Origin of the sequence: Microbacterium sp. NIBRBAC000506063, from assembly GCF_017968845.1 — a bacterium.
Classification (GTDB): domain Bacteria; phylum Actinomycetota; class Actinomycetes; order Actinomycetales; family Microbacteriaceae; genus Microbacterium.
Genome location: NZ_CP072876.1, coordinates 763013 through 785281 on the forward strand (window position 1 = coordinate 763013; position 22269 = coordinate 785281).

Consider the following 22269-nt stretch of genomic DNA (forward strand, 5'->3'; position numbering starts at 1 on the left):
TCAGATCCAGCCGAACTGATCGGCGATTCCGGTGACGGTCTTGACCGGGTTGTCCACGAAGTTCAGGACCTTGTCGATCGCTCCGGGTGCATCATCGATGAGCCCGGCGATCCCCGGGGAACCGTTGGACCCGTTGAGGAACTGGAAGAGATTCCCTCGCGCCTTGTTCGACAGGCTGGCGGCGGCGTTGGAGAAGTGCGCCCCGGTCGCTCCATCGAAGCCCTGAAGGAGCCGGTGCAGCACGCTGGGTCCGCCGGTACCGCCGAACCAATCCCGCAGGACACGTGATCCGTGCTTGTTCAGCGTGCCGCCGCGATGGAAGACCTCCGCAACCCCTCCGCGGGAGAGAAGACCCTGCACGGCGCCGCGCGTGGCCTTGCTGCCCAGCCCGATGAGATCCCCGAACACGCTGGAGACCTTCGACAGACCCCTGAACGCGCTGAACGCCTTCCCGAACGGGAACACGCCGAATGCCGCCCAGAAGATGTCGTTGCCGTCGGCTCTGCCACCTGCGTACAGCGCGATCGTCACGATGAGCGAGGCGATGCCGGCGATGGCCGCGGCGATCAGCAGGAACGGCGCACCGATGATGCACGCCACGACGGCGAGGACGACACCGACAGCGGTGAGCACCCAGCCGATGATCTCAAGCGCCGGCAACGCATTGTCGAGCCAGGAGTCCTTCACGCCGTTGTCGTTGGCGTCCTTGAGGCCCGAGCGAGCAGCGTTGTACGCGGAGTTCCAGGTGTCGTAGTACCCGTCGTAGCCGCGCACATCCTCGCGCCAGGTGCTGACGGCGCGGTCGAAGCTCAACTGCAGCTCGGCGGTGTCGTCGCCTGCCTGCGTCGCCTCCTCCAACGCGATGGAGCGCCAGCGCACGATCTGCCAGCTGCTCGCCCCATCCGTGACGATGGTGTTGATCGGGCTCTGAACCGACTCGAGTGCGTCGCCGTAGTCGGCGAGCACTTCTCCGCTGGGAGAGTATCGGATTCCGGCCTTCTTCAGATCCGCGTAGACGTCCTCGGCCGCATCGCGCAGCTTGTCGATCGACAGACCCTTGCCCACGTTCCCGTTGGCGATCTGGTTGAGCGCGTTGGCGGCCATCTGCATGCGGTCGCCGAGGTCTTTCATGTCTCGCCCGCGTCGGGCGATGTCCGAGGCGTTGCCTTCGATGCGTCGCAGCTCCCGGCCCCGCGGCGAGGGAAGCATCCACGTGGTGCGGTACTCCGGTCCGTTGACTGTCATCTAGCCGTCGTTCCCATCTTCGGCCTCCATCGCGGTCGCCAGTTCGGAGTCGAGATCCTGCCAAGACTGACGTGTGCCCGAGACGCGCTCCAGCAGGTCTTCGAGATTCCTGCGCAGAGTCTCGCGCTTGTCGTCCCACGCCTCTTCGAAACGCTGCGCCTCGGAACGCAGTTCGGATCGGCCCAGCGGACTCCCGATCGCGGCCTCGAGCGCCTCACTGTTCCCTGTCGCCGACTCGAACTCACCGATGGCGTCGGTGATGGCCTTCTCCAGATCCGCCATCGTTGCCATCGGGATGTCGATGTCATCGTACGCCATGGAGTTCCTTCCCCTCTGCCTCACGGCCCTCCTGCCAACATGGAGGATCGGGCCGCCAGGCCCGATCCTCCATGTGAATCCGTCTGCGATTCAGCCGCCGGCGAGCTGCGTGTCCAGATCCTGGATCGCGCGCATCATGCCCAGCAGCGACTCCGACATGTCGTTGATGCCGTCGACCGCGCTCTTCAGGCCCGTCGTCAGCTCGGTGTATCCCTCACCGAACTTCCCCGACGCGTGCTGCGTCTTGAAGTCCTCACCCAGCAGCGTGTCCACCTGACCCTTCAGCGTGTCCAACTGCCCCTGAATGTCATCGCGAGCCTGCGACAGCGAGCCCGCCACCTGCTCCATCTCCGCATATGACGCACCGAAATCAGCCATCGTCAACTCCCTTGATATCCGAGAAAACCGGACCCCTCCGGCCCGACACCATCAAAACTAACCCAGCGGGCGACACGCAGTCGATGGGGAGGACTACCCATCGACGGGCACCCAGGTGAGCGTCGACACGCACACGTCGAAGAGCGCCTTCATCTGCAGGAGCGGCGCATCATCGGCCGGGGCGTCAGGTGGCCTGATGATCACCGCCGTCAGGAGCAGTGCGCGCCGGCGGCCGCTTCCGGGGATCGGGGTGAGGTAGGCGATCGTGGTGGTCAGCACCGGTTCGCCGTCGAGAGTGTCGGAGGTCTCGCGCTCGACGCGCATGATGCGTTTGTCGCCGAGCAGAGGCGTGGCGCCATCGGAGCGGATGGCCGTGCGCACGTACTCGTCGAGCGTCTGCCCGGGCTCGGCGTGCTGGACGGATGCCGTCAGGGACGCCGGGAGGAAAGCCCCTCGGAGGCGTCGTCGGCCGGGGAGAAGATCGCCACCGTCGACACCTTGCGCATCTGCGTGAAGGCCTCGTCGAGCATGACGCGCATCTTGCCGTAGAGGTCGGGGCGGTGGCTCTCCATGAGCCGGCCCGGGCCTTCGCCAGCATACGCGCCTGCTCCTCCTCGGTGACCTCGCGCCTCACCCAGTCCGGCGGAAGGACAAGTGCGAAGTCGGGGTCGGGGGCGCCGCCGAGCAGTTCGCGGAGCCCGACGCGCGTCGGAGTTCCTCCACCGGGCGTGTCGGTCATGCGTTCGTCCTTCCGTCGGCATCGAGCGTGAAAAGGGTGCCGGGAGGCGCGGCGAGCGCCTCCCGCAGCAGGTCTTCGCCGATGAACCCGCGCTCGGCCAGGGTGCGCAGAGCGGCGTCGCGGTCGGCGAGGATCGCGGTCAGCTCCTCCCGCGGCACGCCCGCCACGACGCCGGCCGCGTCGTCGGGGGATCCCGGATGCGGCGGCTCGGGCTCCTCCGGCGCACGCGCGCGGAAGCGGATCAGCACGGCCACCGCGAGCAGCAGCCCCAGTCCGACCGCCGCCCAGATCGGGACGAGTGCTGCGGCCGGGAGCGGGTAGGCGTCCCTCCCGGCGACGGTGGGGATGCTCACCATGCTCATCAGGGCGCAGAAGGTCGCCAGTATCGCGAACCCGAACAGGAGGCCCGACCATCTCGCACCCCGCGCGAGCCACCCGATCCCGGCGACCAGCAGGGCCGCCGCCGTCACCGCGAACGCCGTCACCGCGATCGGCACGCTCGTGCGCGCATCCAACCAGCCCTGGTAGCTCGGCAGTGGATCGAGGAACTGCGAGCTGCCCAGCACCGCCATCCCGACGATCGGCGACAGCATCGCAAGGATCCCCACCGGGACGAGAACAGCGTCACGCGCGCGGGCACCCGTCGAACGAGCGGTCGTGGAGAGGATGCGCGCGACGGCCGCCCCGTCCGGGCCGAGGGCCGCGACGACCTCAGGGTGGGACTGAAAGGCCACCGCTTCGAGCATCCCCAGCCGGGGAGTCTCGCTGCGGGAGCGCCCCTGCGCCCAGGATGCGGCATCGGGATAGGCGAGGGTCATGGTCTCGACAGGCTATCAATCCAGGTGTTCTCCGGCTGCGCCTCCAGCAGCGCGGGCGGCAGCGCCCGGCGCACCCGCCCGTCGGGGCCGGTCAGCTCGAGAGAGCCGATGAAGCTCTGGATCGACGGGGAGGCCAGGCCGAGCAGGTCGGCGAGGGTGGGCTCGACGGAGACGAGCACCAGGGCATCGTCCTCGCAGGCGAAGACGACGTCGAAGCCGACGGCCGTGGAATCGCCGACGTCGTCATACCGCGGGACGAGGACACCGGGGCCGAGGCTCGGAGAATCGAAGAGCACGCCGTCTCCCGGTCCTGGAAGCCGCTGCTGCGGATCGCGGGCGCCGATGGCGACGTGCACGAAGAGGCAGAGGGGCCGCCGGCCGAGCCACAGCTGGAAGGCGAGCGCGTCCTCCTCGCGCCGGCGCTCGAGGCCGCCGCGCAGCAGTGCGGGGATGACGACCTCGGCCTCGGCCGACCAGTCCTCACCCCACTCCTCGCGCAGGGCCGCGGTCTGCTCCGCGGTCCAGGAGCGCGCGGCATCCGGATCGAGCCCCTCGGGGAGGGGAGCCAGCCGGCGTCGATCGAGGTGCCGCTGATCGACCAGCGTCCCCCGTGCTCCTCGGATCCGCTCACTTGAATATGCTAAGCCAGGGGAACTGGGTGGTGAGCTTCTTGTCGCTGTTGCCCGTCCACGTGGCGATGTTGTCGGTGACCCGGACACCCGAGTAGAGCAGGGTGTGCGTGAACTCCCAGGCCGCCGGGAACACCGGCGAGTTCTGCCAGCCGCGGCTGCCGCCGAGCATGTTCTCGATCGTGTCGGTCAGCGAGCCGGTGTCCTTGCCGAACATGAACCGGGTCATGATGTCTCCGATCCCGTTCGGGTTGCTCATGGTCCACAGCTTGCTGCCGCTGGAGGCCAGGCCCGACCAGCCGCCACCGCCGAGACGGAACGCGGTCGTCAGCGTGTTCCACTGCCCCGCCGCGGCCGTCCAGGTCGACGGCTTGAACGCCTTGAAGGTGTCACCGGCGATGTCGATGAGTCCTTGCTTGCCGTGCGCGAGCTTGCCGAGACTGCCGAAGGGGATGACCCCGACGATGGCGAGCGCCAGGTCCCAGCCGCCCGCATCACCACGGGCGAACTGATAGGCGACCAAGGCCAGGGTGGCGATGGAGACGACGGCGGCGAGCGCGGCGATGATCGGCCCGCCGATGATGATGCTCGCGACGGCGAGGATCATCCCCGCGACCTTGAGCACCTCCACCGCCGCCGAGACGAAGCCGTCGACGTTGTCCCAGAAGCTGTCCTTGATCTTGCCGGCGAACGACGCGTCCACCCGTGAGGCGGTCTCGTCGAAGAGATCCTCCCAGGAGTCGACGTCGCGGTCGAAGTCGGCCAGGGCCGTCTGATGGGCGTCCCAGAGCTGCTGCTTCCGCGCGTCTTCGGCGTCGTTGTCCTGCGACATCGCCTCGCGCTCCTCGTCGGAGCGCCACGGTGCCGGCTGCGCCCAGAACGGCCGCTGCCCGGGGCGGAACCCGGGTGCCGCGTGATAGGCGTCGAGCGTGCTCTGGCAGGAGTCCACGCGCACGCGGATGCGGGGCTGGTACTCATCGAGGATCCCGGCGTAGTCGACAAGGATGGGGCCGACGGGCTTGTACAGCTTGGCTGCCTGCTCCAGCTGCACGTGGCTGTCGCCGACGATCTCCTGCAACTTCTCGACGGCCTCGCCCTTCATCCCGGCGGTGTCGGCGGCCAGGTTGCTCAGGAAGGTCGCGCTCGTGGACATCTGGTTGCCGAGCCGGGTGATCTGGCGGCCCCGATCGCGGATCCCGCCCGCGTCGCCGACGAGCCCGGTGACGTGGCGTCCGCGGGGAGACATGATCTGCGTGTCAGACATCTTCGCTTCCTTCCCCGCCTCAGACCGGACGAGCCGCGTGCTCGTCGGTGACGTCGACCTCCATCGAGGCCGCGGTCTGCGCATCCCACTCCTCGAGACCGTCGAGGACGCCCTGCACGTGCTTCTGCACCCGATCTATGTCCCAGGCGAGCTCCTTGCGCTTGTCGTCCCAGCGGCTCTCGAAGTCGCCGACCTTCTGGCGCAGCTCACGCTTGCCGTAGGGGGTCCCGATCGCCGCCTCGAGGTCGTTCGTGCGAGAGGCGGCATCGTTGAGCTCCTGCACGATGGTCGCCAACTGGGTGTTGACGCGAGCCAATTCCGTGTATCTGACCCAGATCCCGTCCGACATCTTCCCCTCCAGTGCTCATCGCCGCGCACGCGATGCGCTCGAACCGCCGCCTTCGACGAGCCGATACGACCCGACGTCAACAAAACTATTGACCGGTGCGCGAACGGTCGATGGGGAGAACTCCCCATCACGGCGCAGCGAGCGCCTCCCCCTCCACGAGCGGCATCTGCACCGTGACCTGACGGCCGGACTGCACGAAGATGCCGCGGCCGTCGGGGAAGTCGCTGCGCTTGACCTTCGGGAAGGGCACCTTGAAGACCGCGTCGCCGTCGAAGGCGTCGGGTTTGAGGATGATGCCCTTGCGGCCGGCCTTGAAGTCGCCGATGAATCCGAAGCCGCTCGTGACCTGCGTGACGTCCGCGTCGCCGATCAGCAGGTGGTCGCTGCGGTTGATCGCCTGGAACATCGCCTTCATGTCGCGCTCGGCGGGGGTGTCGGCGAACTGCGGCACGTCCTCGACCACCACCAGCAGCCGGGCGGGGATCGTCTCGTCGACGGCGATCTCGGCGATCTCCTTGGCCAGCTCCTTCGCGTCGTCGGGGGTGACGGCGCTGCGCGTCCAGTCGGCGTACTCCTTCAGCTGCGAGCGTCGGCCGCCGAAGTGGAAGAGCTTCACCTCGGGGTCGAAGCGGCGCATCGAGGTGATGATCGCCTTGAGCGCGGTCGTCTTGCCCGACATCGGGGGCCCGGCCACGACGAAGGTGCCGACGGGGTCGAAGCCGCGCGCGGCCAGGGTGTCCTCGGCGACGCCGAGCACGGGGAACTCCCCGACCCGCTCGGGCAGGTCGCGCATCGGCAGACGGGTGGGCAGGGCACCGATCTCGGCGACCTCGGCGACGCCCGCCGCGCGCAGGTCGGCGGCGAGCTGTTCGAGCAGCTTCGTCTGCTCGGCGACGTTCGGGGTCCCGCCGAGGGTGGCGATCTGCGTCTCCAGCCCGTCGACGATCGCCCGTCCGGGGGCGCTCGTCTCGTCCAGGACGTCCTTGGGCGCGTTGAGCATCGCGTAGCCGGACTCGTCCGCGAGCCGCAGCACGACCCGCCGCGAGATGTTCGCGCTCACCGCCGTCGGCACGGATCCGGAGCGGTCCGCGCTCGCCACGACGTGCACGCCCAGCGGACGCCCTTCGCCGATGATCCGCATGAACGTCTGATAGAACGGCATCCGCGCGGTCGTGGACTCCCACTCGGTGCGGAACTGCGGGTAGCCGTCGATGAGCAGGATGATGCGCGGCTCCGCTCGCCCGGTGAGCTCCCGGTACTCGGTGAGGCTGGAGGCGTTCGCCGCGCTGAAGCGCTTGCCGCGCTCATCGAGGACGCGGGCGAGCGAGCGCAGGATCCTCTGGACGCGCTCGGCGTCGTCGCCGGAGATGACCGAGCCGACGTGCGGCAGCGCCTCGAGGCTCTTGAGCGCGCCCGAGCCGAAGTCCAGACCGTACACCTCGGTCCGGGAGGAGCCGGGCGTGTACCCGGCCGCGATCGCGACCGTGCGCAGCACCGTCGACTTGCCGGAGCCGCTCGTGCCGTAAACCAGCAGCGAGCCGTCCTTGTCGGGAAGGAAGTACGCCGCCTCCTGGAGCTGGCGCTCGGGCACATCCATCTTGCCGAGCAGGATCTGCCCGTCACCGTGAACGGGGAGGTCGCGGATGTCGACGGCGCGCTCGAGGTCGTCAAGCCACGGCCGCCGGGGAGCGGGGATCCCGGCCAGCTGCGAGGCCTTCACGAGCGTCGACACGATGCGCTTCTGATCGTTGGGCCCGAGATCTTCGTCGTGGGAGTCGGACTCCGGCGCCCGCTCGGCCTCCCACAGCTGGGTGGAGCCGAATCGCAGCTCGGCGATCTTGACGTCGGCGGCCTGCTCCTCGTCGGTCGTCCACCCTCCCGCGTAGGCCGACTGGAACGGGACGAGACGGCCCGGGCCGGTCTTGGCGATGCCGCGACCGGGGATCGAGGGCGGGAAGCTCGCGGCGATCGGGTCGTCGACGACATCCTTCGAGTCGGACTCGTCGGCCATGCGCAGGGCGACGCGGAGGTTGGTGTTCGCCCGGAGGTTGTCCTTGATGACGCCGGCGGGACGCTGCGTCGCCATGATGAGGTGGATGCCCAGCGAACGTCCGCGCTGCGCGATGTCGACGACCCCGTCGACGAACTCGGGCACTTCGCCGGCGAGCGCCGCGAACTCGTCGATGACGAGGACGAGCGCCGGCGGGGTGTCGGGGTCGCGGCGTTTCTCCAGCTCGAGCAGGTCCTTCGCCTTCTTCCGGTTGAAGAGGTGCTCGCGATGGTGGAGCTCGGCGCGCAAGCTCGTGAGCGCCCGGCGCACGAGGTGAGGGCTGAGATCGGTGACCAGGCCGACGCAGTGCGGCAGGTCGACACAGTCGGCGAACGCCGAGCCGCCCTTGTAGTCGACGAAAAGGAACGTGACCCGGTCGGGGCTGTGCGCCGCGGCCATGCCGAGCACCCAGGCCTGCAGGAACTCGCTCTTTCCCGCGCCGGTCGTCCCGCCCACGAGCGCGTGCGGCCCCTGCGTGCGCAGGTCGAGCGTCATCGCGTCCGTCTGCGACTGGCCGATGATCGCCCGGAGGTTCCCGGCCTTCTTCAATCGCGACTGCGGCACGCCGGAGCGGTCGATGATCGTGTTGTTCTGCCTCCAGCGGTCGATCACCGCGTTCGGGTCCTCAGCCAGCTCGGTGCCCACGAGCGAAAGAAACATGACCGAGTCGGGGATGTCGGAGGAGTCCTCGATGACGGTGCTCGAGTCGACCACCGGCGCAAGGCGCTTGGCGAACATCGTCATGTAGTCGTAGGAGACGCCCTCGATCTGCACCCCGGTGTAGCTCTTGCCATTGCGCACCGTGCCGACGCGGGCGGCGTCCAGCCCTGCCGAGACGTCCATGAAGCTGCGGCAGGCCGCCGGGAGCGCTTCGACGACCGGAGCGACGAAGAGGGCGTAGACGCCGACGTCCGCACCGCGCTCGAGGATCTGCGTGAGGCGGGCCCGGTCGACGGGCGCATCGTTGGTCACGATCACGAGCACCGCGGTCTGACCCGGGAAGCTCGCCTCCTCGGCCGCGCGCTTGACGTCGGTGCCGTAGCGCATCGGGTCCCAGTCGTCTCCGTAGGGCGGCCGGGGCGAGTCGTGCTTGCGGGAGCGCCGCATGATGAGCTCCTCGAGCCCGCTCAGCAGCGCGGCGCCGGTCGAGGCCGAGTCGGCCAGCGGCATGTCCTTGAAGGGATTGCGCTCGCTGGAGGTGTGCGGGAGCCACTTGAGCCAGTCCAGCTCCTGCGCCCAACCCGGCTCGGTCAGCGCGATGGTGACGAGTTCGTTGGGCGCGTGCATCCCGAACAGCTGCACCGCCAGGCCTCGCAGCGCGTCGCCGGCGAGCGAGGTGGGACCTGCCACGCCGATCGATCCCACGCTCTGCAGCGACTCGAGGATCGGCACGTCGCGGATCATCTTGTAACGCTCTTCGAGGCGATCGACCCGCTCGACGTACTCGAAGAGCGCATCGGTGTTGTCGGCGCGCGGGAGCGTCGTGCGGGACTCGTCCTCGCTGACGCCCAGACGCACGGCCAGGAAGTTCCAGTGCTCAGGGCGCCGGGTCCACAGCAGCGGGCCCAGGCGCATCGCCTCGTCGAAGACCACCGCGACCGCGGGGACCTCGTTGTGCCGCACCTCGTGCTCGATCGGCTGCGCCTCGTAGAACTTCTCCTCGAGGCGTTCGAACTGCTCCTCGAAGGACTCGATCTCCTTCTTCAGCCGGGTGCCGATGTGCGTGCGCTGCGAAACGAAGTTGCCCAGCAGCATGAGCGGCGTCATGAAGATGATCATGAGCGAGCGCGGGTTGTCGAACATGAAGTACATCGCCGCGCCCAGCAGGATGGGGGCGACGAGCATCGGCCAGGGGAAGATCCGCTTGACCTGATCGCGCGGGTAGCGCGGCTCGGAGAGCTCCTCGCCGCTGTAGCGCTCCTCGACCCGGGGGCTGCGGTTGAACAGCAGCGCTCCACCGCGCTCGAGGACGGGGTCGGTGTCGGCGGAACCGTCGAAGTCGCTCACGAGCCGAACGACGAGTTCGCTGTCGCCGAGCGTGAAGCTCTGTCCGGGGATCACGCGCAGCCGCTGGACGAGGCCGCCGTCGACGAGGATGCCGTTGGCGGAGTTGAGGTCGACGACCTCGATGAAGGTGCTCGCGACCTCGATGCGCGCGTGGCGCTTGGAGACGAGCGGGTCGGCGAGCGCGATGTCATTGCCGGCATCGCGACCGATCAGGAAGTGCCCGATCGGCAGCGAGAACTCGGCGCCGGCGGCGGGCCCGGCAACGACAGAGATGAGCGCAGCGGGCGCGGCTGCGGCGGCCGTCGCCCGGCCCCGCGGCCGGCGGGGTGACCTCGGCGAGGAAGCCGGAGCCGATCGGCGCGTCCCCGACGAGCAGATCGGGGTTCAGCATGACGGGCTGGTCGCTGGTGGGCGGCGCGACGGCGAGCGTCAGCACCTCGCCGGGCGCGACGGGGATGCTGCGCAGCGGGTCGGCTTCGGCGATCTGGTGCGCGACGTCCGAGACCGTGGCGGTCGAGTCCGCCATGACAAGCACGTCGGTGAGCGGCGCGGCCGGCCGGCGCAACGACAGTTTGACCCTCATCGTGCTTCCCTTCTGCGCTCCGCGCGCTCGGACGAGTCCCGGCTCACGCCTGCTCCACCGTGAGGCTGCGATCGCCGAAGCGGATCACGTCTCCCCCGCGCAGCTCGGCCGGCTGACCGCCCACGAGCAGGTGCTCGGCGCCCTGGCGCAGGATCGCGCTCCCGTTGGTCGAGTTCCGGTCGGTGGCCGTGATCCCGCGCCGGGTGAGCGCGATCGCCAGATGCGTCTTGGACACCGAACGCGTGTCGTCGTCCACCGGCACGAGCTGCGCCGAGCCCTCGCCCGCCGTGGGCGCAGGGGCGCGGCCGATCAGTGTGAGACCGCGGATGTCGATGCGCTGCCCCGTGTCGAGGACGATGACGAATCGGATGCCGGGGGCGCTCTCCGCCGGCGTGGACTGCGACGCCGCGGCTGCGTGCCCTTCGACCGGTCCCTGAGCGTGAGGAACGGCAGGCACGGGTGCGGTCCCTGAGCCTGTCGAAGGGCCCGGGACGGCGGGAGGAGGAGCACCGGCATCCGACACTCCGCGGCGCAACGCCGGGGGACGTCCTGGATCATGCCGGAGGGTGCCGGGGCAGCTGCGGTCGCTGCGCCCGCGGGCCCTTCGACGGGCTCAGGGACCGCTCGAAGGGCAGGGCCCACGGGAGCTCCGGTCCCGGTCCCGGAGCTCGTCGCAGGGCCCGGGGCGGCAGACGACGCCGTACGGTGCACACCCAGCACGCCGCCGGACATCCGCGCCCCCGGGACGTATTCGGCGGGGGCGTCGCGGCCTGTCGGGGTCGCCAACGACGGCAGCGGCACCCGCTCCTGGTGGAGCTCGGCCTTCTGCATCTTGCGCGCGATGCGCATGCGCTTGCGGTCGTAAGGATTCAGGCCGTGACGGATGTCGACGAACCAGGTCCCGGCGACCATGTCGAGCCAGCCGCGTCGGCGGTTCTCCGGATCGAACAACGGCGAGAGCGCGATCACCAGGACGGGCCCGATGAGCGGCACGAGGAACGAGGCGTAGGCCACGAGGTAGCGGACCACGGCGCCGCGCCAGAACTTCGGCCGCTCGAGGGTGCGCACGTTCACCGATCGGATGCCGAAGATCGCCTTTCCGATCGTCACGCCCTTGCGACCATGCAGGATGAGCTGCACGACGATGTAAGCGGTCATGAGCACCGAGGAGACGATGTAGGCGACGATGATCCAGACGAGATCGTCGCGCGCGAACAGTGCCGCGGCATCCGATCCGCCCACGGCGACATCGACCACCGCGGGCACGACCACGAGCAGGGCCGGCAGCAGGAGGATCCCGGCGAACGACCACTCCACGAGCGCCGCCAGCGTCCGGCGGCCCAGCGGCGCCGGCACGAGCCCGAGGGCGGCCGCATAGGCAGGGTCGGGACGCCCGTGGGCGTCGAGCCCCTCGATGACCGGCTTGCCGTCGTCGATCTCCCAGATCACTCGGTCCCGACCCCTCGGAGTGTGCCGCGTCGAGCAGTGCGAGGTCGTCGCGGGTGACGAGCCGGCTCGTGATCGCATGCTCGACCAGACGTGCGCGCCGGTTGGTGGCGACCGTGCGCGGGCCGCCCCGCATCCCGGGCACGCCGATCCGGTCGAACTTGTCGCACACGTTGTCGAGCTTGCGGTTGAAGCGGGTGACGGTCCAGCCGAGCCGGGCGGCGGCGGCCGCAGAGGTCGGGATCTCGCTCATGCCCGCGCCCTCGCGGCGCAGCACGGGCTCGGCGAGCGCGACGATCAACTGCTTCTGGCTCTCGGTGAGCGGCACGTCGCCGATCGTGGAGTCGCCGCCGGCGTACGACTCGCGCAGTGTCTGCCGGAATGTCGGCTCGGAGGCGTGGACCGTGAGCTCATAGGTCGTCGGCCCGGCGCTGAAGACCACGCTCGTGCGCTCGAAGACCAGCGGCAGGCTCGCACCGGGGGCGAGCCAGGCCTGGACGCCGCCGGAGCCGTCGGTGATCGTCGCGGTCAGGCGAGTGCCGATGTTGGAGAGCCACCACAGGCCGGCCGTCTCGGTGATCTCCAGGAAGTGCCGGTGCAGGAAGGGGTTGTCATCGATCGCGAGGTCGCCCTCGCGGCCGAGCAGGAATCGCCCGCCCGGCTCGACGCGGAAGTACTCACCGACGAACTCGACCGTGATGGATCCGGATGCGCGCTGCTCACTCATCGAGGCACCCCCGTACCTCTCCCGATGCCCGCCCGTCATCACGGCGGAGGATCACGTCGATGCACGTCTGGCCGCCCGCCGCCGGCACGGTCACGGTCGGCTCCGTGACGCGCTCCACCTCGCCGAGACCGGACAGCTCGACCACCTGGACGATGTAGCTGTCGCCTTCCTCGGGTCGCGGGTTCTCCCAGGTGAAGGTGACCTCGTCGCCGCTGCGGATGCCGATGGGCTCGCTCACGCGCGGCACGGCGTCCGCCACGACCTCCTGCGGGCGCTCGGTCGCGCTCGGCGACGCCTGCGGCGCGGGCGCCTCGCCGAGCAGGTTCGCGACGAGGATCACAGCGCCGATGACGACGACACCGGCGGCGATGCCCAGCACGGCCCACAGCGTCCGGCGTCCGGAGTGTGCGGGAACGGATGCCGCGGGGGCGGCCGGAGCGGGGGCGGACGGCGGGGCCGTGGCGGCATCCGGGGCGACCACGTGCGGACCGCGCAGGATCGTGCGGTCCTCGGCAGGAGCCGCCGGCACGGACGAGCGGGCGTCGCGGCGGATCGTCTGCTCGACCACGTCCTCCGCCGTCGGCGGGGAGGCGAAAGCGGGTCCGGTCGGCGACGGCGCCGGGCCCTTGCGCTCGGTCGTCGCGGACGGGCGGGTGTGGCCCTCGTCGGGCGTGATGCTGACGACCTCGCGCACGCGGGTGAGCCCGTCGCCGTCATCCCCGTCGTCATGGATCTCGGGGTGCTCGTCGACGATATCGATCGGGGTGACCGAGTGGGCCAGCTCGATCTGCACCTTCTGCAGCGCCCGGGCGAAGGCCACGGCGCTCGGGTAGCGGTCGTCGGGGTTCTTGGCCATCGCCCGCTCGAGCACGGCCTGCAGGCTCGGCGGGGAGTCGGCGCGGCCCAGCTGCGGGATCGGCGCCCGCTCGATGCGCTCGATGAGGTCGGCGCTCGTGTTGCGCTCACCCGGACGCTCGAACGGCGAGCGGCCCGAGAGCAGCGTGTACACGGTCGCGCCGAGCGCGTAGACGTCCGAGCGCGTGCCGCTCGTGGGCGGATCGGCGAAGGACTCCGGCGGCGACCACGGGATCGACATCCCCGCGGCCTCGCTCACGGCACCGGTCGTCGACGCGATGCCGAAGTCGGTGAGCGCGGGCCGGTTGTACTCGGTGACGAGGATGTTGGCTGGCTTGATGTCGCGGTGCAGGATGCCGCCGCGGTGGGCGGTCTCGACGGCGCCGGCGACCTGCACGCCCACCCGGAGCGCCTCGGCGACCGAGAAGGGCTCCTTGCGCGAGCGCACCTGCAGGTTCGGGCGCGGGCAGTACTCCATCACCAGATAGGGGCGGCCGTCGCCGGCCACACCGGCCTGGTAGATCGTCACGATCGCCGGATGCGTCGACAGCATCGCCATGACATTGGCCTCGTCGGCGAACTCCTGCGCGGAGGCGGTCGTGATCCGATCCGCCAGCAGGACCTTCACCGCGACCTTGCGCCGCGGCATCTCCTGCTCGTACAGGAACACGTCCGCGAAACCGCCCGTGCCCAGCGCCTGGACGTACTGGAAGCCGGGAAGCTCCGGGGGCGGAGAGGGGGTCTGCTCACAGCAGCCCCTCGAAGGCGACCGTGACGCCGTCGCCGAGGTCGATCACGTCGCCGCCCAGGACGAGCGTCTGCTCGCCGGGGTGCAGCCGCACAGGGTCGGCGCCCGGACGCAGCAGCGTCGATCCGTTGGTCGTGTGCAGGTCGATCACGACCACCGTGTCGCCCTCCGGCCGGATCTCGAGGTGGTTGCGCGAGATGTCCTGCTGCGGGCTCTCGACCGCCACCAGATGCGGGAGGTCCGTGCCGCTGGCCCGTGTCGAGCGCGGGCGGCGTCCGATGATCACGGTCCGATCGAGAGTGACCTCCTGGCCCGTGGACAGTCGGATGCGGGCGCTCGCGGCGACCGGCAGCACGGCCGTGGGCGCGTCGCCTGTCGCCGGCGGGGCGCTCTTGCGCAGACGGCGCGCCTCGTCGAGCGAGATCGTCGCTCCGTCGTGGTCGCCCTCCGCGGGCAGCGGTGGGGCCGGAGGCGCGACGGGCGCCGGCGGGGTCACCGCCTTCGGCGAGTGCACCGTGTCGGCGAAGAGCTGGTCGAAGATGTCGACGGCGTCCTCGGGCTCGTCGCCGTCTTCCGTCTCGCCCTCTCCGTCGCCGGGGAGCACGGTCTCTGTCGGGATGAGGGTCACCTCGCTGATCGGCGCGGGCTCCTCGTCGGCGGGCAGCTCGATGGCCTCGGTCGGGGCGAGGGCGTCCCCGACGGGGGTCTCCTCGGCGGGGTCTCCTCGGCGGGGTCTCGGGCCCTTCGACGAGCTCAGGGACCGAGGGTGTGTGGTCAGGGACCGAAGGGCGGGCTCAGGGGCTGCCGGAGTCGGCTCAGGAACCACCGACCGATCCGTGCCCTTCGACGAGCTCAGGGACCGGTCGAAGGGCCCGGCGCCTGCGGCATCCGCCGGCACCTCGAACACGACCGAGGAGGCCCGCACCACACCGCCGAGCAGCGGCAGCGGCTCCGCGGCATCCGATCCGCTCACCGAGAGCGTGACCTGCGTGGCATCGGCGACGTACCGCTCGCTCCAGGTCGTGACGTTCTCGCCCGTGACGCGCTCGGTGGCACCGGCCGCGTCGGCGTGGGCCTCCAGCGGCCCGCGCACCGCGATCCGCACGCCGCCGCCGTCGGCCAGTGCCGCCGCGAACGGCGGGATCGAGGTGAACGACGCCCCGCCGCTGCCGACGAGGGTGTCGACGATCCCCGCGAGCCCGGATCCGGACTGCAGTCGCTCCCACAGCGAGTGCACGAGAGATGCGGGCGTGTCGGGTGCCACCAGGAGCGCGGCCTCGGCCGTGACGAGAAGATGCCAGTCTCCTGCTCGGTAGTGCGCCATCAGTGCGCCTCCTCTGCTGCGCGCGGACGCGTGTCCGCATCGATGTCGTCGTCGGTCTCGATCGGATGCCCGGGCCGCGATGCCACGGCGACGGCGTCGACGACCACGGCCGTGATGTTGTCCCGACCGCCGGCGGTGACCGCCGCGTCGACGAGCATCTCGGCGGCCCTCTGCGGGTCGGTGTGCACGAAGAGGATCTCACGGATCGCGGCATCCGAAAGCTCCGAGGACAGACCGTCCGAGCATACGAGCATGCGATCGCCGCGTTCCGCGGGGAAGAGCCAGTAGTCGGCCTCACCGCTGCTGCCCGCGCCGATCGCCCGGGTGATGATGTTGCGTCGCCGGTCGACGGCGGCCTCCAGCGGACTGAGCTCCCCCGCCTCGACGAGCTCCTGCACGACGGAGTGGTCGACGGTGATCTGCTCCAGCTGCCCGGCAGCGAGTCGGTAGGTGCGGGAGTCGCCGATGTTCAGGGCGAGCCAGTAGCCCGTGCCGTCGACCGCGGCGAGCACGACGCCGCTGAGCGTGGTCCCCGCCCGGCCGCCGCCGGAGTCGGCCAGGCGGTCGACGGCGTCGCGCGCGCGGGTGAGCGCGCCGCGCACGTCGTCGAGCACGATCGAGGCGCGTCCGGCGAAGCCGGCGAACTCGGCGATCACGGCGGCGCTGGCGAGGTCGCCCGCATCGTGGCCGCCCATGCCGTCGGCGACGAGGAACACGGGCGAGGAGGCCACATGGGCGTCCTCGTTGAGGGTGCGCCGACGACCCGAGTGCGTCGCCGCACCCGTCTCGACGATGAGCGCACGGGTCATGCGTAGCCGCCGATCGTGACGATCCGGTCGCCGATCTCGATCGCGTCGCCCAGACGGATGCGGATCTTCTCCCCGGGCGGGCAGACGATGCGCTCACCACCGCGGACCACGGTCATGCCGTTGGTCGAGTGCCGGTCCATGACCCAGCCTCCCGACGGCTCCGCGGCCGCCTCGAAATGAGTCTTCGAGAGCGAGAGCGTCTCGTCTCGCACGGAGACGAGCGCGGCGCCCTCCTCCGCGGCGGGGTTGCGCCCGAAGACCGTACGGCGCGAGACCTCGACGCGGGTGCCGTCGTCCCAGGTGAAGACGAGACGGTGACCGGGAACGCTGATGCGCGTCGCCTCGATGTCGTCATCGTCCTGCACGAGGGCGGGCTCGGGCTGGACCGGCCCCTGACCTGCGTCCGGCCCCTGAGCCGCACCCGGTCCCTGAGCCGAGGAGGGCGGCGGCGTGTCCTGCGTGACGCCGGGGACGAAGGCGATGAGCCCCTCTTCGGCGGGCGGCGCCGGAGGTGTCGGCGTGCGGGGCGGAGCGACGACCGTCTCCTCCGGGAGCGGTGCAGCGGGACCGGGCGGCGACGGAGGCGGCAGAGGCGCGCCCGACGGCGGAGGCGGCAGCGGCGCACCGGGGGCCGTGGGCGCCGGCGGCGCCATCGACGGGAGAGGCGGGGGCGCGGGCGCGACCTGCGGCACCCCGGTATCCGGAGCCTGCGCCGCGGGGACGGCCTCGAGCATCAGCGCATCCCCGGCCTTGTCATGCCACCCCTGGAAGCGGCCCGTGCCGTCGAAGAGCGGAGTGAAGTAGCCGACGATGATGTTGGCGGCCAGGCCGAAGACGAGATTGCGCAGCAGCGCCCGCCAGAACCCGATGGGCGCGCCGTCGACGGTGCGCGCGAGACGGATGCGCTGGGCGCGCATGCCGATCGAGCCCTTGCCGCCCTGCATCGCCGTGTAGGTGAGCAGCCAGCCCACCATCACGAGCCAGACGAGCAGCCCCGCAACGGGTCCGACGCGGAGGACCTCCTCCGGCGTCCGCCCCGAGACGACGAAGACCATCACGACGGCGAGGACGATGCCGATCCCGGCGGCGATGAGGGCGTCGATGACGTAGGCCACGACGCGGCGGGAGATCGGCGCGACCCTGCCGAAGGGAAGTGTCGTCATGAGTTCTCGCTCTCGTTCGGGTGCGATGCGCTGCCTTCGATCGTGCCAGGTTCACGGCGGCTCCGCGCGGTCGCGGCATCCTTCAGCCCCTGGACGCCGCGGGAGAGCGCCGTGCCGCCCAGCAGCGCACGCAGGCTCAGCCGTGCCCGCAGCCGCCGCCAGAAGCCGGCCTCGTTGCCGATCCCGCCCACGATCTGATCCACCTCGCGCCAGAAGGCGTCAATGTCGTCCTGGGTGGGATCGCCCGGACCGAAGACCTCCGCATCGGCGCGGTCGGCCAGATCCGTCGCGGTCGGCGCGGCCAGCGTGCCGGCGACCTCGACCGCCTCCTCGGCGCGCGTCGCGCCGGGCACGAGCCGCGCGCCGTAGTCGATCGCGCGGTCGGTCAGCTCGTCCCACCCGCCGCTGATGCGGTCGGCCGGTCGGGCCGCGGCCCGACGCGAGCGACGACGGGCCGCCTTCCACGCGCCGATGATGATGAACGGCGCCGCGAGGATCGCGACGACGCCCAGGACACCGCCGCCGATGGCCAGGATCAGCCCGAGGATCGGGGCGATGCTGGTCTTCTCGTCCTCGGCCTCGCGCTCGTCCGGAAGGATCGGCGGGAGGTCGACGGGCTCCTGCGGCGGGGGCGGCGGCTGCAGCACCTGCGGCTTCGGGTCGGCCTTGGGCCGGGTGTTCTGGTCGGTCGGGATCTGGTCCTCGGGCGGCGTCGGGTCGAAGGCCCGCCAGCCGTGACCGGCGAAGTTCACCTCGACCCACGCGTGGAGCGTGTCGCCGGTGGCGGTGAAGACACCGGCATCCGTCTCCCCCTCCTCCGGATAGAACCCCATGACGACCCGCGCGGGGATCCCCAGCTCGCGGGCCATGAGCGCCATGGTCGTCGCATACTGCTCGTCGTCGCCGACCATCTGCTCGCCGCCGACGAGGGTCGTGATGCGCTCGGTGCCGTGGCCCGCGCGGGAGAGCACCTCGCCGTCGAGCCCGTGGCTGAAGAAGCCGTCCTCGGAGAGGTACGCCTCGAGCGCGCGGACCTGTCCGATCGGCGTCTCCGCGGCGGCGACGGCATCCGCGGCGATCGACGACAGGCCGTCGGGCACGTTCTCCTGGCGCGGCAGCTTCACGTTGCCGAAGTCGGCGCCCTCGAGCTCCTCGTCGGTGACATCCGCCGGAATCACCGTCTGCACCGTGTAGCGATCGCCGCTCTCGACGCCCTGGGTCGCGACCGCGGTGCCGGTCGCCTCGTTGTAGTACGTGGCGCGGCGCAGCTCCTCGGCGCGCTCCCCTCGAAGACGATCTCCGACGCGGAGCCCGCTCCCGGGAGCCAGACGGCCGAGTACTCGTCGACCTCGATCTGAAGGGTCACCGGGATGCCCTCGGCCTCGGCCGACATGCTCCCGCGCAGCGGCGCGAACGCGCTCGACGTGCCCTGACCGCCGTCGGTGACGTTGTAGACGATGCCGTTGTACTCGTCCATGACGCCGATGCGCACGCGCGCCCCCTCGGGCAGGCCCCGCACCGTGAAGAGCGCGTCATCGGCGTGATCGCGCACGTACTTGCGGAAGGACTGGAGCGGGCTGGCGTACTCGCGGATGTCGAAGGGCGGGATGATCACATCGCGGAAGATCTGCCGCGGGCCCTCTGGGGCGGCGACGGAGCTGGCCGCGACGCCCAGGCCGCAGGCGACCGCGAGGACGGTGGCACCGCTGATCAGCCGGCGCAGACGCATCTGCGCGGCGCGGCGCGGATCGACCTCCCCGACCGAGACCGCGGCGTTCTGCGGCGCCCAGCGCTGACGCACGGCCAGCCAGACGATGGCGACGACCCCGAAGACCAGGCCCTGCACGACCGGCCAGGCGGGCTCCGGAACGCCCATCGCGATCACGAGGACGAGAGCGGCCGCGGCGGGCACGAGCGCCCACGCCGGGCGGCTCAGACGCAGCGCGAAGGAGCCTGTCAGCGCGGCGGCGACGAGTGTGAGCAGGAAGGGCACGAGGAGATGGCCGTCGGATGCCGCGACCGGCGCGACCGTCGTCAGCAACTGCTTCCACGACGTCACCACGCCCAGGCCCAGCTGCCGGAAGGTCTCGATCGTCGGCACGACCCCGGCGATCGCGGTGTGCGGGAGGGCGAAGGCCGCGCCGAAGAGGAAGTACGCCGCGATCACGAGCCCGGCGACGCTCAGCGTGCCCCAGCGGCGCCACGCGGCGAGCGCGGCGATGCCCAGGCCCAGCACGAGGCCGCCGAGCACCGCGGGAAGGAGACGGGCCGAGCCGAAGGTGGGCCAGAAGCCGAGCACCGCGGACAGGAGCAGGAGGGCCGAGGCGCCGAGGTCGAGCAGCCAGCGTCGCGCGGGGAGGGTCGTCGTCTGTTCGTTCATGCGAGCACCCGGTGCAGAGCGAGCGGAAGCTGGTCGAGCGTGCCGACGGTCACGACGTCGGCGTCGGCGATGCGGCGCAGGGCCGGGGACGCGGCACTCTCGTCGGCGACGACCGCAAGCACGCGAGCGCCGAACGGCAGGCGCGAGCAGGCCAGGCGGAGGTTCTCGGAACTCACGCGGCTGCCGCAGACGAGCACGACGACGCTCGCCAGCGGCATGGTGGCGGCGACGATCCCGCCCAGCTCGGCGATCCCGCCCTCACGGGGTTTGGAGGGCTCGAGCATCGAGAGCGAATCCAGCAGGCGCTTGCCCGTGTCGGCGGGGAGTGAACGGCCCTGCACTCGCACCTCGACCCGCTGCGAGTCGGCGAGGGCACGCAGGCCGATGGAGCCGGCGGCCGAGATCGCGAGCTCGAGTTCGCCGTCGGTGGCGTAGTCGGCCTGCGACAGCGACAGGCCGATGACGAAGTGCGAGCGCCGCGTCTCCTCGTACTGGCGGACCATCATCTTGCCGGTGCGGGCGGTCGAGCGCCAGTGCACGTGGCGGAGGTCGTCGCCGGGCTGATACTCGTTGAGCGCGTGGAAGGAGACGTCGTCGCGGGAGAGGTCGGTGGCCGGGAGTCCCTCGAGATCGCGGAGGAAGCCGAGCGACTGGCCCTCGAAGAGCACCGTGCGCGGGTGCACGTAGAGGTCGACGGGGTCGTCGCGGCGGTGCGCGCGCTCGAACAGGCCGAGCGGATCGCCGCGCACGACGCTGACGGGCCCCACCTTCACGACGCCGCGGCGCTGCGTGGGGATCGCGAAGAGCTCCTCGGCCTGCTCGCCGGCCGCGAGTCGGTGAATGCCGAACTCGCCGCGACCGGAGCCGACCGGGAGCACGACCCGCGAGGGCAGGATGGCACGGGTGCCGCGGTTGGAGAGGGTGAGGGCGCCGACCGCGCGCTCTCCCACCACGACGCGAGTACGCGCCAGGTCGAGGGTCACGTCATACGCGGTGCGGCCCACGAGGAACAGCGCGCACAGCGCGACGGTGATGCCGATCACGAGCGCGACGACCGTCAGCTCCCACCAGCCGAGGATCGCGCCGGCGATCCCCAGCACGGCGGCGAGGATCACCAGGATCCAGGTGATCGGCCGGAAGACCGATGCGATGAGCGCCAGCCGCCGGCCTACGCGCACGCCGATCTCGCCGGCGACCTCACGCCAGCCGGCTTCACGCTCCGCGGCGGGTGTAGCCGCCTCGACCTCCGCCGTCATCAAGCCGCCGATCGCGCCTGCGGCGCGGCCACGCCCTCCAGCACTCGGGCGATGACGGTCTCTGCCGTCGTGCCGGCGAACTCGGCCTCGGGGTCGAGCAGGAGACGGTGCATCCACACCGGACGCGCGAGCTCCTTGATGTCGTCGGGCAGCACGTAGTGGCGCCCCTGGGCGGCGGCCCACACCTTGGCGATGCGGATCATGGCGATCGCGCCGCGGACCGAGACGCCGAGGCGGATCGCGGGATCGGTGCGGGTCGCCTCGGCGAGCTCGGCGGCATAGCGCAGCACCGCCTGCTCGACGTGGGTGGATGCCGCGAGGTCGGCCATGTCGGCCACGGCGCTCGTGGTGATGATCGCCGAGAGGCTGCTCGAAGGGCTGCGGTCCGAGGCGCCCGCGAGGATGCGCTCGGTGACCTTCAGATCGGGATAGCCGATCGAGGTCTTGATGAGGAAGCGGTCCAGCTGCGCCTCGGGGAGCTTGTAGGTGCCCGCCTGCTCGACCGGGTTCTGCGTCGCGATGACGAGGAACGGCCGGCCGGTCTCGTGCGTGACCCCGTCGACGGTGACCCGCGACTCCTCCATGACCTCCAGCAGCGCCGACTGCGTCTTGGGCGAGGCACGGTTGATCTCGTCGGCGAGCACGATCGAGGCGAAGATCGGACCGCGGTGGAACTCGAACTTGTGCGACTGCTGATCGTAGATCGTCACGCCTGTGACATCGGACGGCAGCAGGTCTGGCGTGAACTGGATGCGCGAGCTCGTGCCCTGCACTGTGGCCGCGAGCGCCTTGGCGAGGCTCGTCTTGCCCGTGCCCGGAGCGTCCTCCAGGAGCACGTGGCCCTCGGCGAGCATCGACGACAGGACCAGCGCCACCACCTCGCGCTTGCCCTGCAGAGCGGCGTCGATGTTGTCGACCAGCCGGGTGAAGGTGCCCTGGAACCAGGCGGCCTGTTCGGGAGTCATCGTCATTACGCAGTCTTCTTTCTCATGTGGGTACTAGGGCCTCGGCCAGAATCTCTTCTCCGTGTCGACACTGCCGCCCAACCGACGATGTCGACCCAGACTTCGACATCATCTCGGCCCTGGTAGCAGCTCACCTGCTGCGAGCCGTTGCCGTGGAAGTTGACCGAGTAGGACTGGCCGCTGATCGGTTCCCTTCCGCCACGCCAGGAACTCGCA

21 protein-coding genes and 2 pseudogenes are annotated in these 22269 nt (G+C 70.7%); all 23 read right to left on the reverse strand.

From position 1 onward, the window contains the following. The 23 genes and pseudogenes from KAE78_RS04350 to KAE78_RS04455 all read right to left on the reverse strand — a co-directional run bounded on the left by KAE78_RS04350 (nt 1) and on the right by KAE78_RS04455 (nt 22059). On the reverse strand, nt 1–1245 hold the full coding sequence (locus KAE78_RS04350; protein ID WP_223171940.1) for a hypothetical protein: 1245 nt from the start codon (nt 1243–1245) through the stop codon (nt 1–3). Next, a complete protein-coding gene (locus tag KAE78_RS04355; protein ID WP_223171941.1) occupies nt 1246–1563 on the reverse strand; it encodes a hypothetical protein in 318 nt (105 codons plus the stop codon). A 90-nt stretch (nt 1564–1653) separates the two neighbouring features. Continuing rightward, nucleotides 1654–1941 carry a WXG100 family type VII secretion target gene (locus KAE78_RS04360; RefSeq protein ID WP_223171942.1) on the reverse strand — a complete coding sequence of 96 codons (288 nt, stop codon included), beginning with the start codon at nt 1939–1941 and terminating at the stop codon, nt 1654–1656. A 93-nt stretch (nt 1942–2034) separates the two neighbouring features. Further along, the gene (locus KAE78_RS04365; RefSeq protein WP_223171943.1) at nt 2035–2322 is read right to left on the reverse strand and encodes a hypothetical protein; all 288 of its coding nucleotides are present in this window, start codon (nt 2320–2322) and stop codon (nt 2035–2037) included. Between the two features lie 47 nt (nt 2323–2369). Beyond that, nucleotides 2370–2513, reverse strand: a complete 144-nt coding sequence (locus KAE78_RS04370; protein WP_223171944.1) for a hypothetical protein — start codon at nt 2511–2513, stop codon at nt 2370–2372. 163 nt (nt 2514–2676) lie between these two features. Beyond that, nucleotides 2677–3498, reverse strand: a complete 822-nt coding sequence (locus tag KAE78_RS04375) for a hypothetical protein (RefSeq protein ID WP_223171945.1) — start codon at nt 3496–3498, stop codon at nt 2677–2679. Then, the gene (locus KAE78_RS04380) at nt 3495–4217 is read right to left on the reverse strand and encodes a hypothetical protein (protein WP_223171946.1); all 723 of its coding nucleotides are present in this window, start codon (nt 4215–4217) and stop codon (nt 3495–3497) included. The genes KAE78_RS04375 and KAE78_RS04380 overlap by 4 nt, the downstream gene beginning before the upstream one ends. Then, nucleotides 4126–5391, reverse strand: a complete 1266-nt coding sequence (locus KAE78_RS04385) for a hypothetical protein (protein ID WP_223171947.1) — start codon at nt 5389–5391, stop codon at nt 4126–4128. The genes KAE78_RS04380 and KAE78_RS04385 overlap by 92 nt, the downstream gene beginning before the upstream one ends. Nucleotides 5392–5410: 19 nt before the next feature. Further along, nucleotides 5411–5740, reverse strand: a complete 330-nt coding sequence (locus tag KAE78_RS04390; RefSeq protein ID WP_223171948.1) for a hypothetical protein — start codon at nt 5738–5740, stop codon at nt 5411–5413. A 127-nt stretch (nt 5741–5867) separates the two neighbouring features. After that, nucleotides 5868–9851, reverse strand: coding sequence for an FtsK/SpoIIIE domain-containing protein (locus tag KAE78_RS04395; RefSeq protein ID WP_262927749.1), 3984 nt, complete (start codon nt 9849–9851; stop codon nt 5868–5870). Between the two features lie 15 nt (nt 9852–9866). After that, nucleotides 9867–10070: pseudogene (locus tag KAE78_RS17320) on the reverse strand (FHA domain-containing protein); the annotation flags it as partial. Beyond that, entirely contained in the window at nt 9985–10380 is a 396-nt protein-coding gene (locus KAE78_RS04400; RefSeq protein ID WP_223171949.1) for a hypothetical protein, read from the reverse strand. The pseudogene KAE78_RS17320 and the gene KAE78_RS04400, both read right to left, overlap by 86 nt. 43 nt (nt 10381–10423) lie before the next feature. Further along, complete coding sequence (locus tag KAE78_RS04405) at nt 10424–10636, reverse strand: FHA domain-containing protein (protein WP_262927750.1); 213 nt, start codon at nt 10634–10636, stop codon at nt 10424–10426. Nucleotides 10637–10689: 53 nt separating this feature from the next. Beyond that, entirely contained in the window at nt 10690–11829 is a 1140-nt protein-coding gene (locus KAE78_RS04410; protein ID WP_223171950.1) for an RDD family protein, read from the reverse strand. A gap of 4 nt (nt 11830–11833) precedes the next feature. Then, nucleotides 11834–12553: pseudogene (locus KAE78_RS04415) on the reverse strand (hypothetical protein); the annotation flags it as partial. Then, complete coding sequence (locus KAE78_RS04420; protein ID WP_262927751.1) at nt 12546–14078, reverse strand: serine/threonine-protein kinase; 1533 nt, start codon at nt 14076–14078, stop codon at nt 12546–12548. The gene KAE78_RS04420 and the pseudogene KAE78_RS04415, both read right to left, overlap by 8 nt. A gap of 76 nt (nt 14079–14154) precedes the next feature. Then, nucleotides 14155–15480: an FHA domain-containing protein gene (locus KAE78_RS04425; RefSeq protein ID WP_223171951.1), complete on the reverse strand. Its 1326-nt coding sequence runs from the start codon at nt 15478–15480 to the stop codon at nt 14155–14157. Further along, nucleotides 15480–16289 (reverse strand): PP2C family protein-serine/threonine phosphatase, encoded by an 810-nt coding sequence (locus KAE78_RS04430; protein ID WP_223171952.1) that lies wholly within the window; start codon nt 16287–16289, stop codon nt 15480–15482. Before KAE78_RS04430 ends, KAE78_RS04425 begins: the two co-directional genes overlap by 1 nt. After that, nucleotides 16286–17452, reverse strand: a complete 1167-nt coding sequence (locus KAE78_RS04435) for an RDD family protein (protein WP_223171953.1) — start codon at nt 17450–17452, stop codon at nt 16286–16288. Before KAE78_RS04435 ends, KAE78_RS04430 begins: the two co-directional genes overlap by 4 nt. Continuing rightward, complete coding sequence (locus tag KAE78_RS04440) at nt 17449–18639, reverse strand: transglutaminase-like domain-containing protein (RefSeq protein WP_223171954.1); 1191 nt, start codon at nt 18637–18639, stop codon at nt 17449–17451. The genes KAE78_RS04435 and KAE78_RS04440 overlap by 4 nt, the downstream gene beginning before the upstream one ends. After that, the gene (locus KAE78_RS04445) at nt 18627–19832 is read right to left on the reverse strand and encodes a transglutaminaseTgpA domain-containing protein (protein WP_223171955.1); all 1206 of its coding nucleotides are present in this window, start codon (nt 19830–19832) and stop codon (nt 18627–18629) included. Before KAE78_RS04445 ends, KAE78_RS04440 begins: the two co-directional genes overlap by 13 nt. Further along, nucleotides 19829–21088, reverse strand: coding sequence for a DUF58 domain-containing protein (locus KAE78_RS04450; protein ID WP_223171956.1), 1260 nt, complete (start codon nt 21086–21088; stop codon nt 19829–19831). Before KAE78_RS04450 ends, KAE78_RS04445 begins: the two co-directional genes overlap by 4 nt. Continuing rightward, a complete protein-coding gene (locus tag KAE78_RS04455; RefSeq protein ID WP_223171957.1) occupies nt 21088–22059 on the reverse strand; it encodes an AAA family ATPase in 972 nt (323 codons plus the stop codon). The genes KAE78_RS04450 and KAE78_RS04455 overlap by 1 nt, the downstream gene beginning before the upstream one ends. Between the last annotated feature and the right edge of the window lie 210 nt (nt 22060–22269).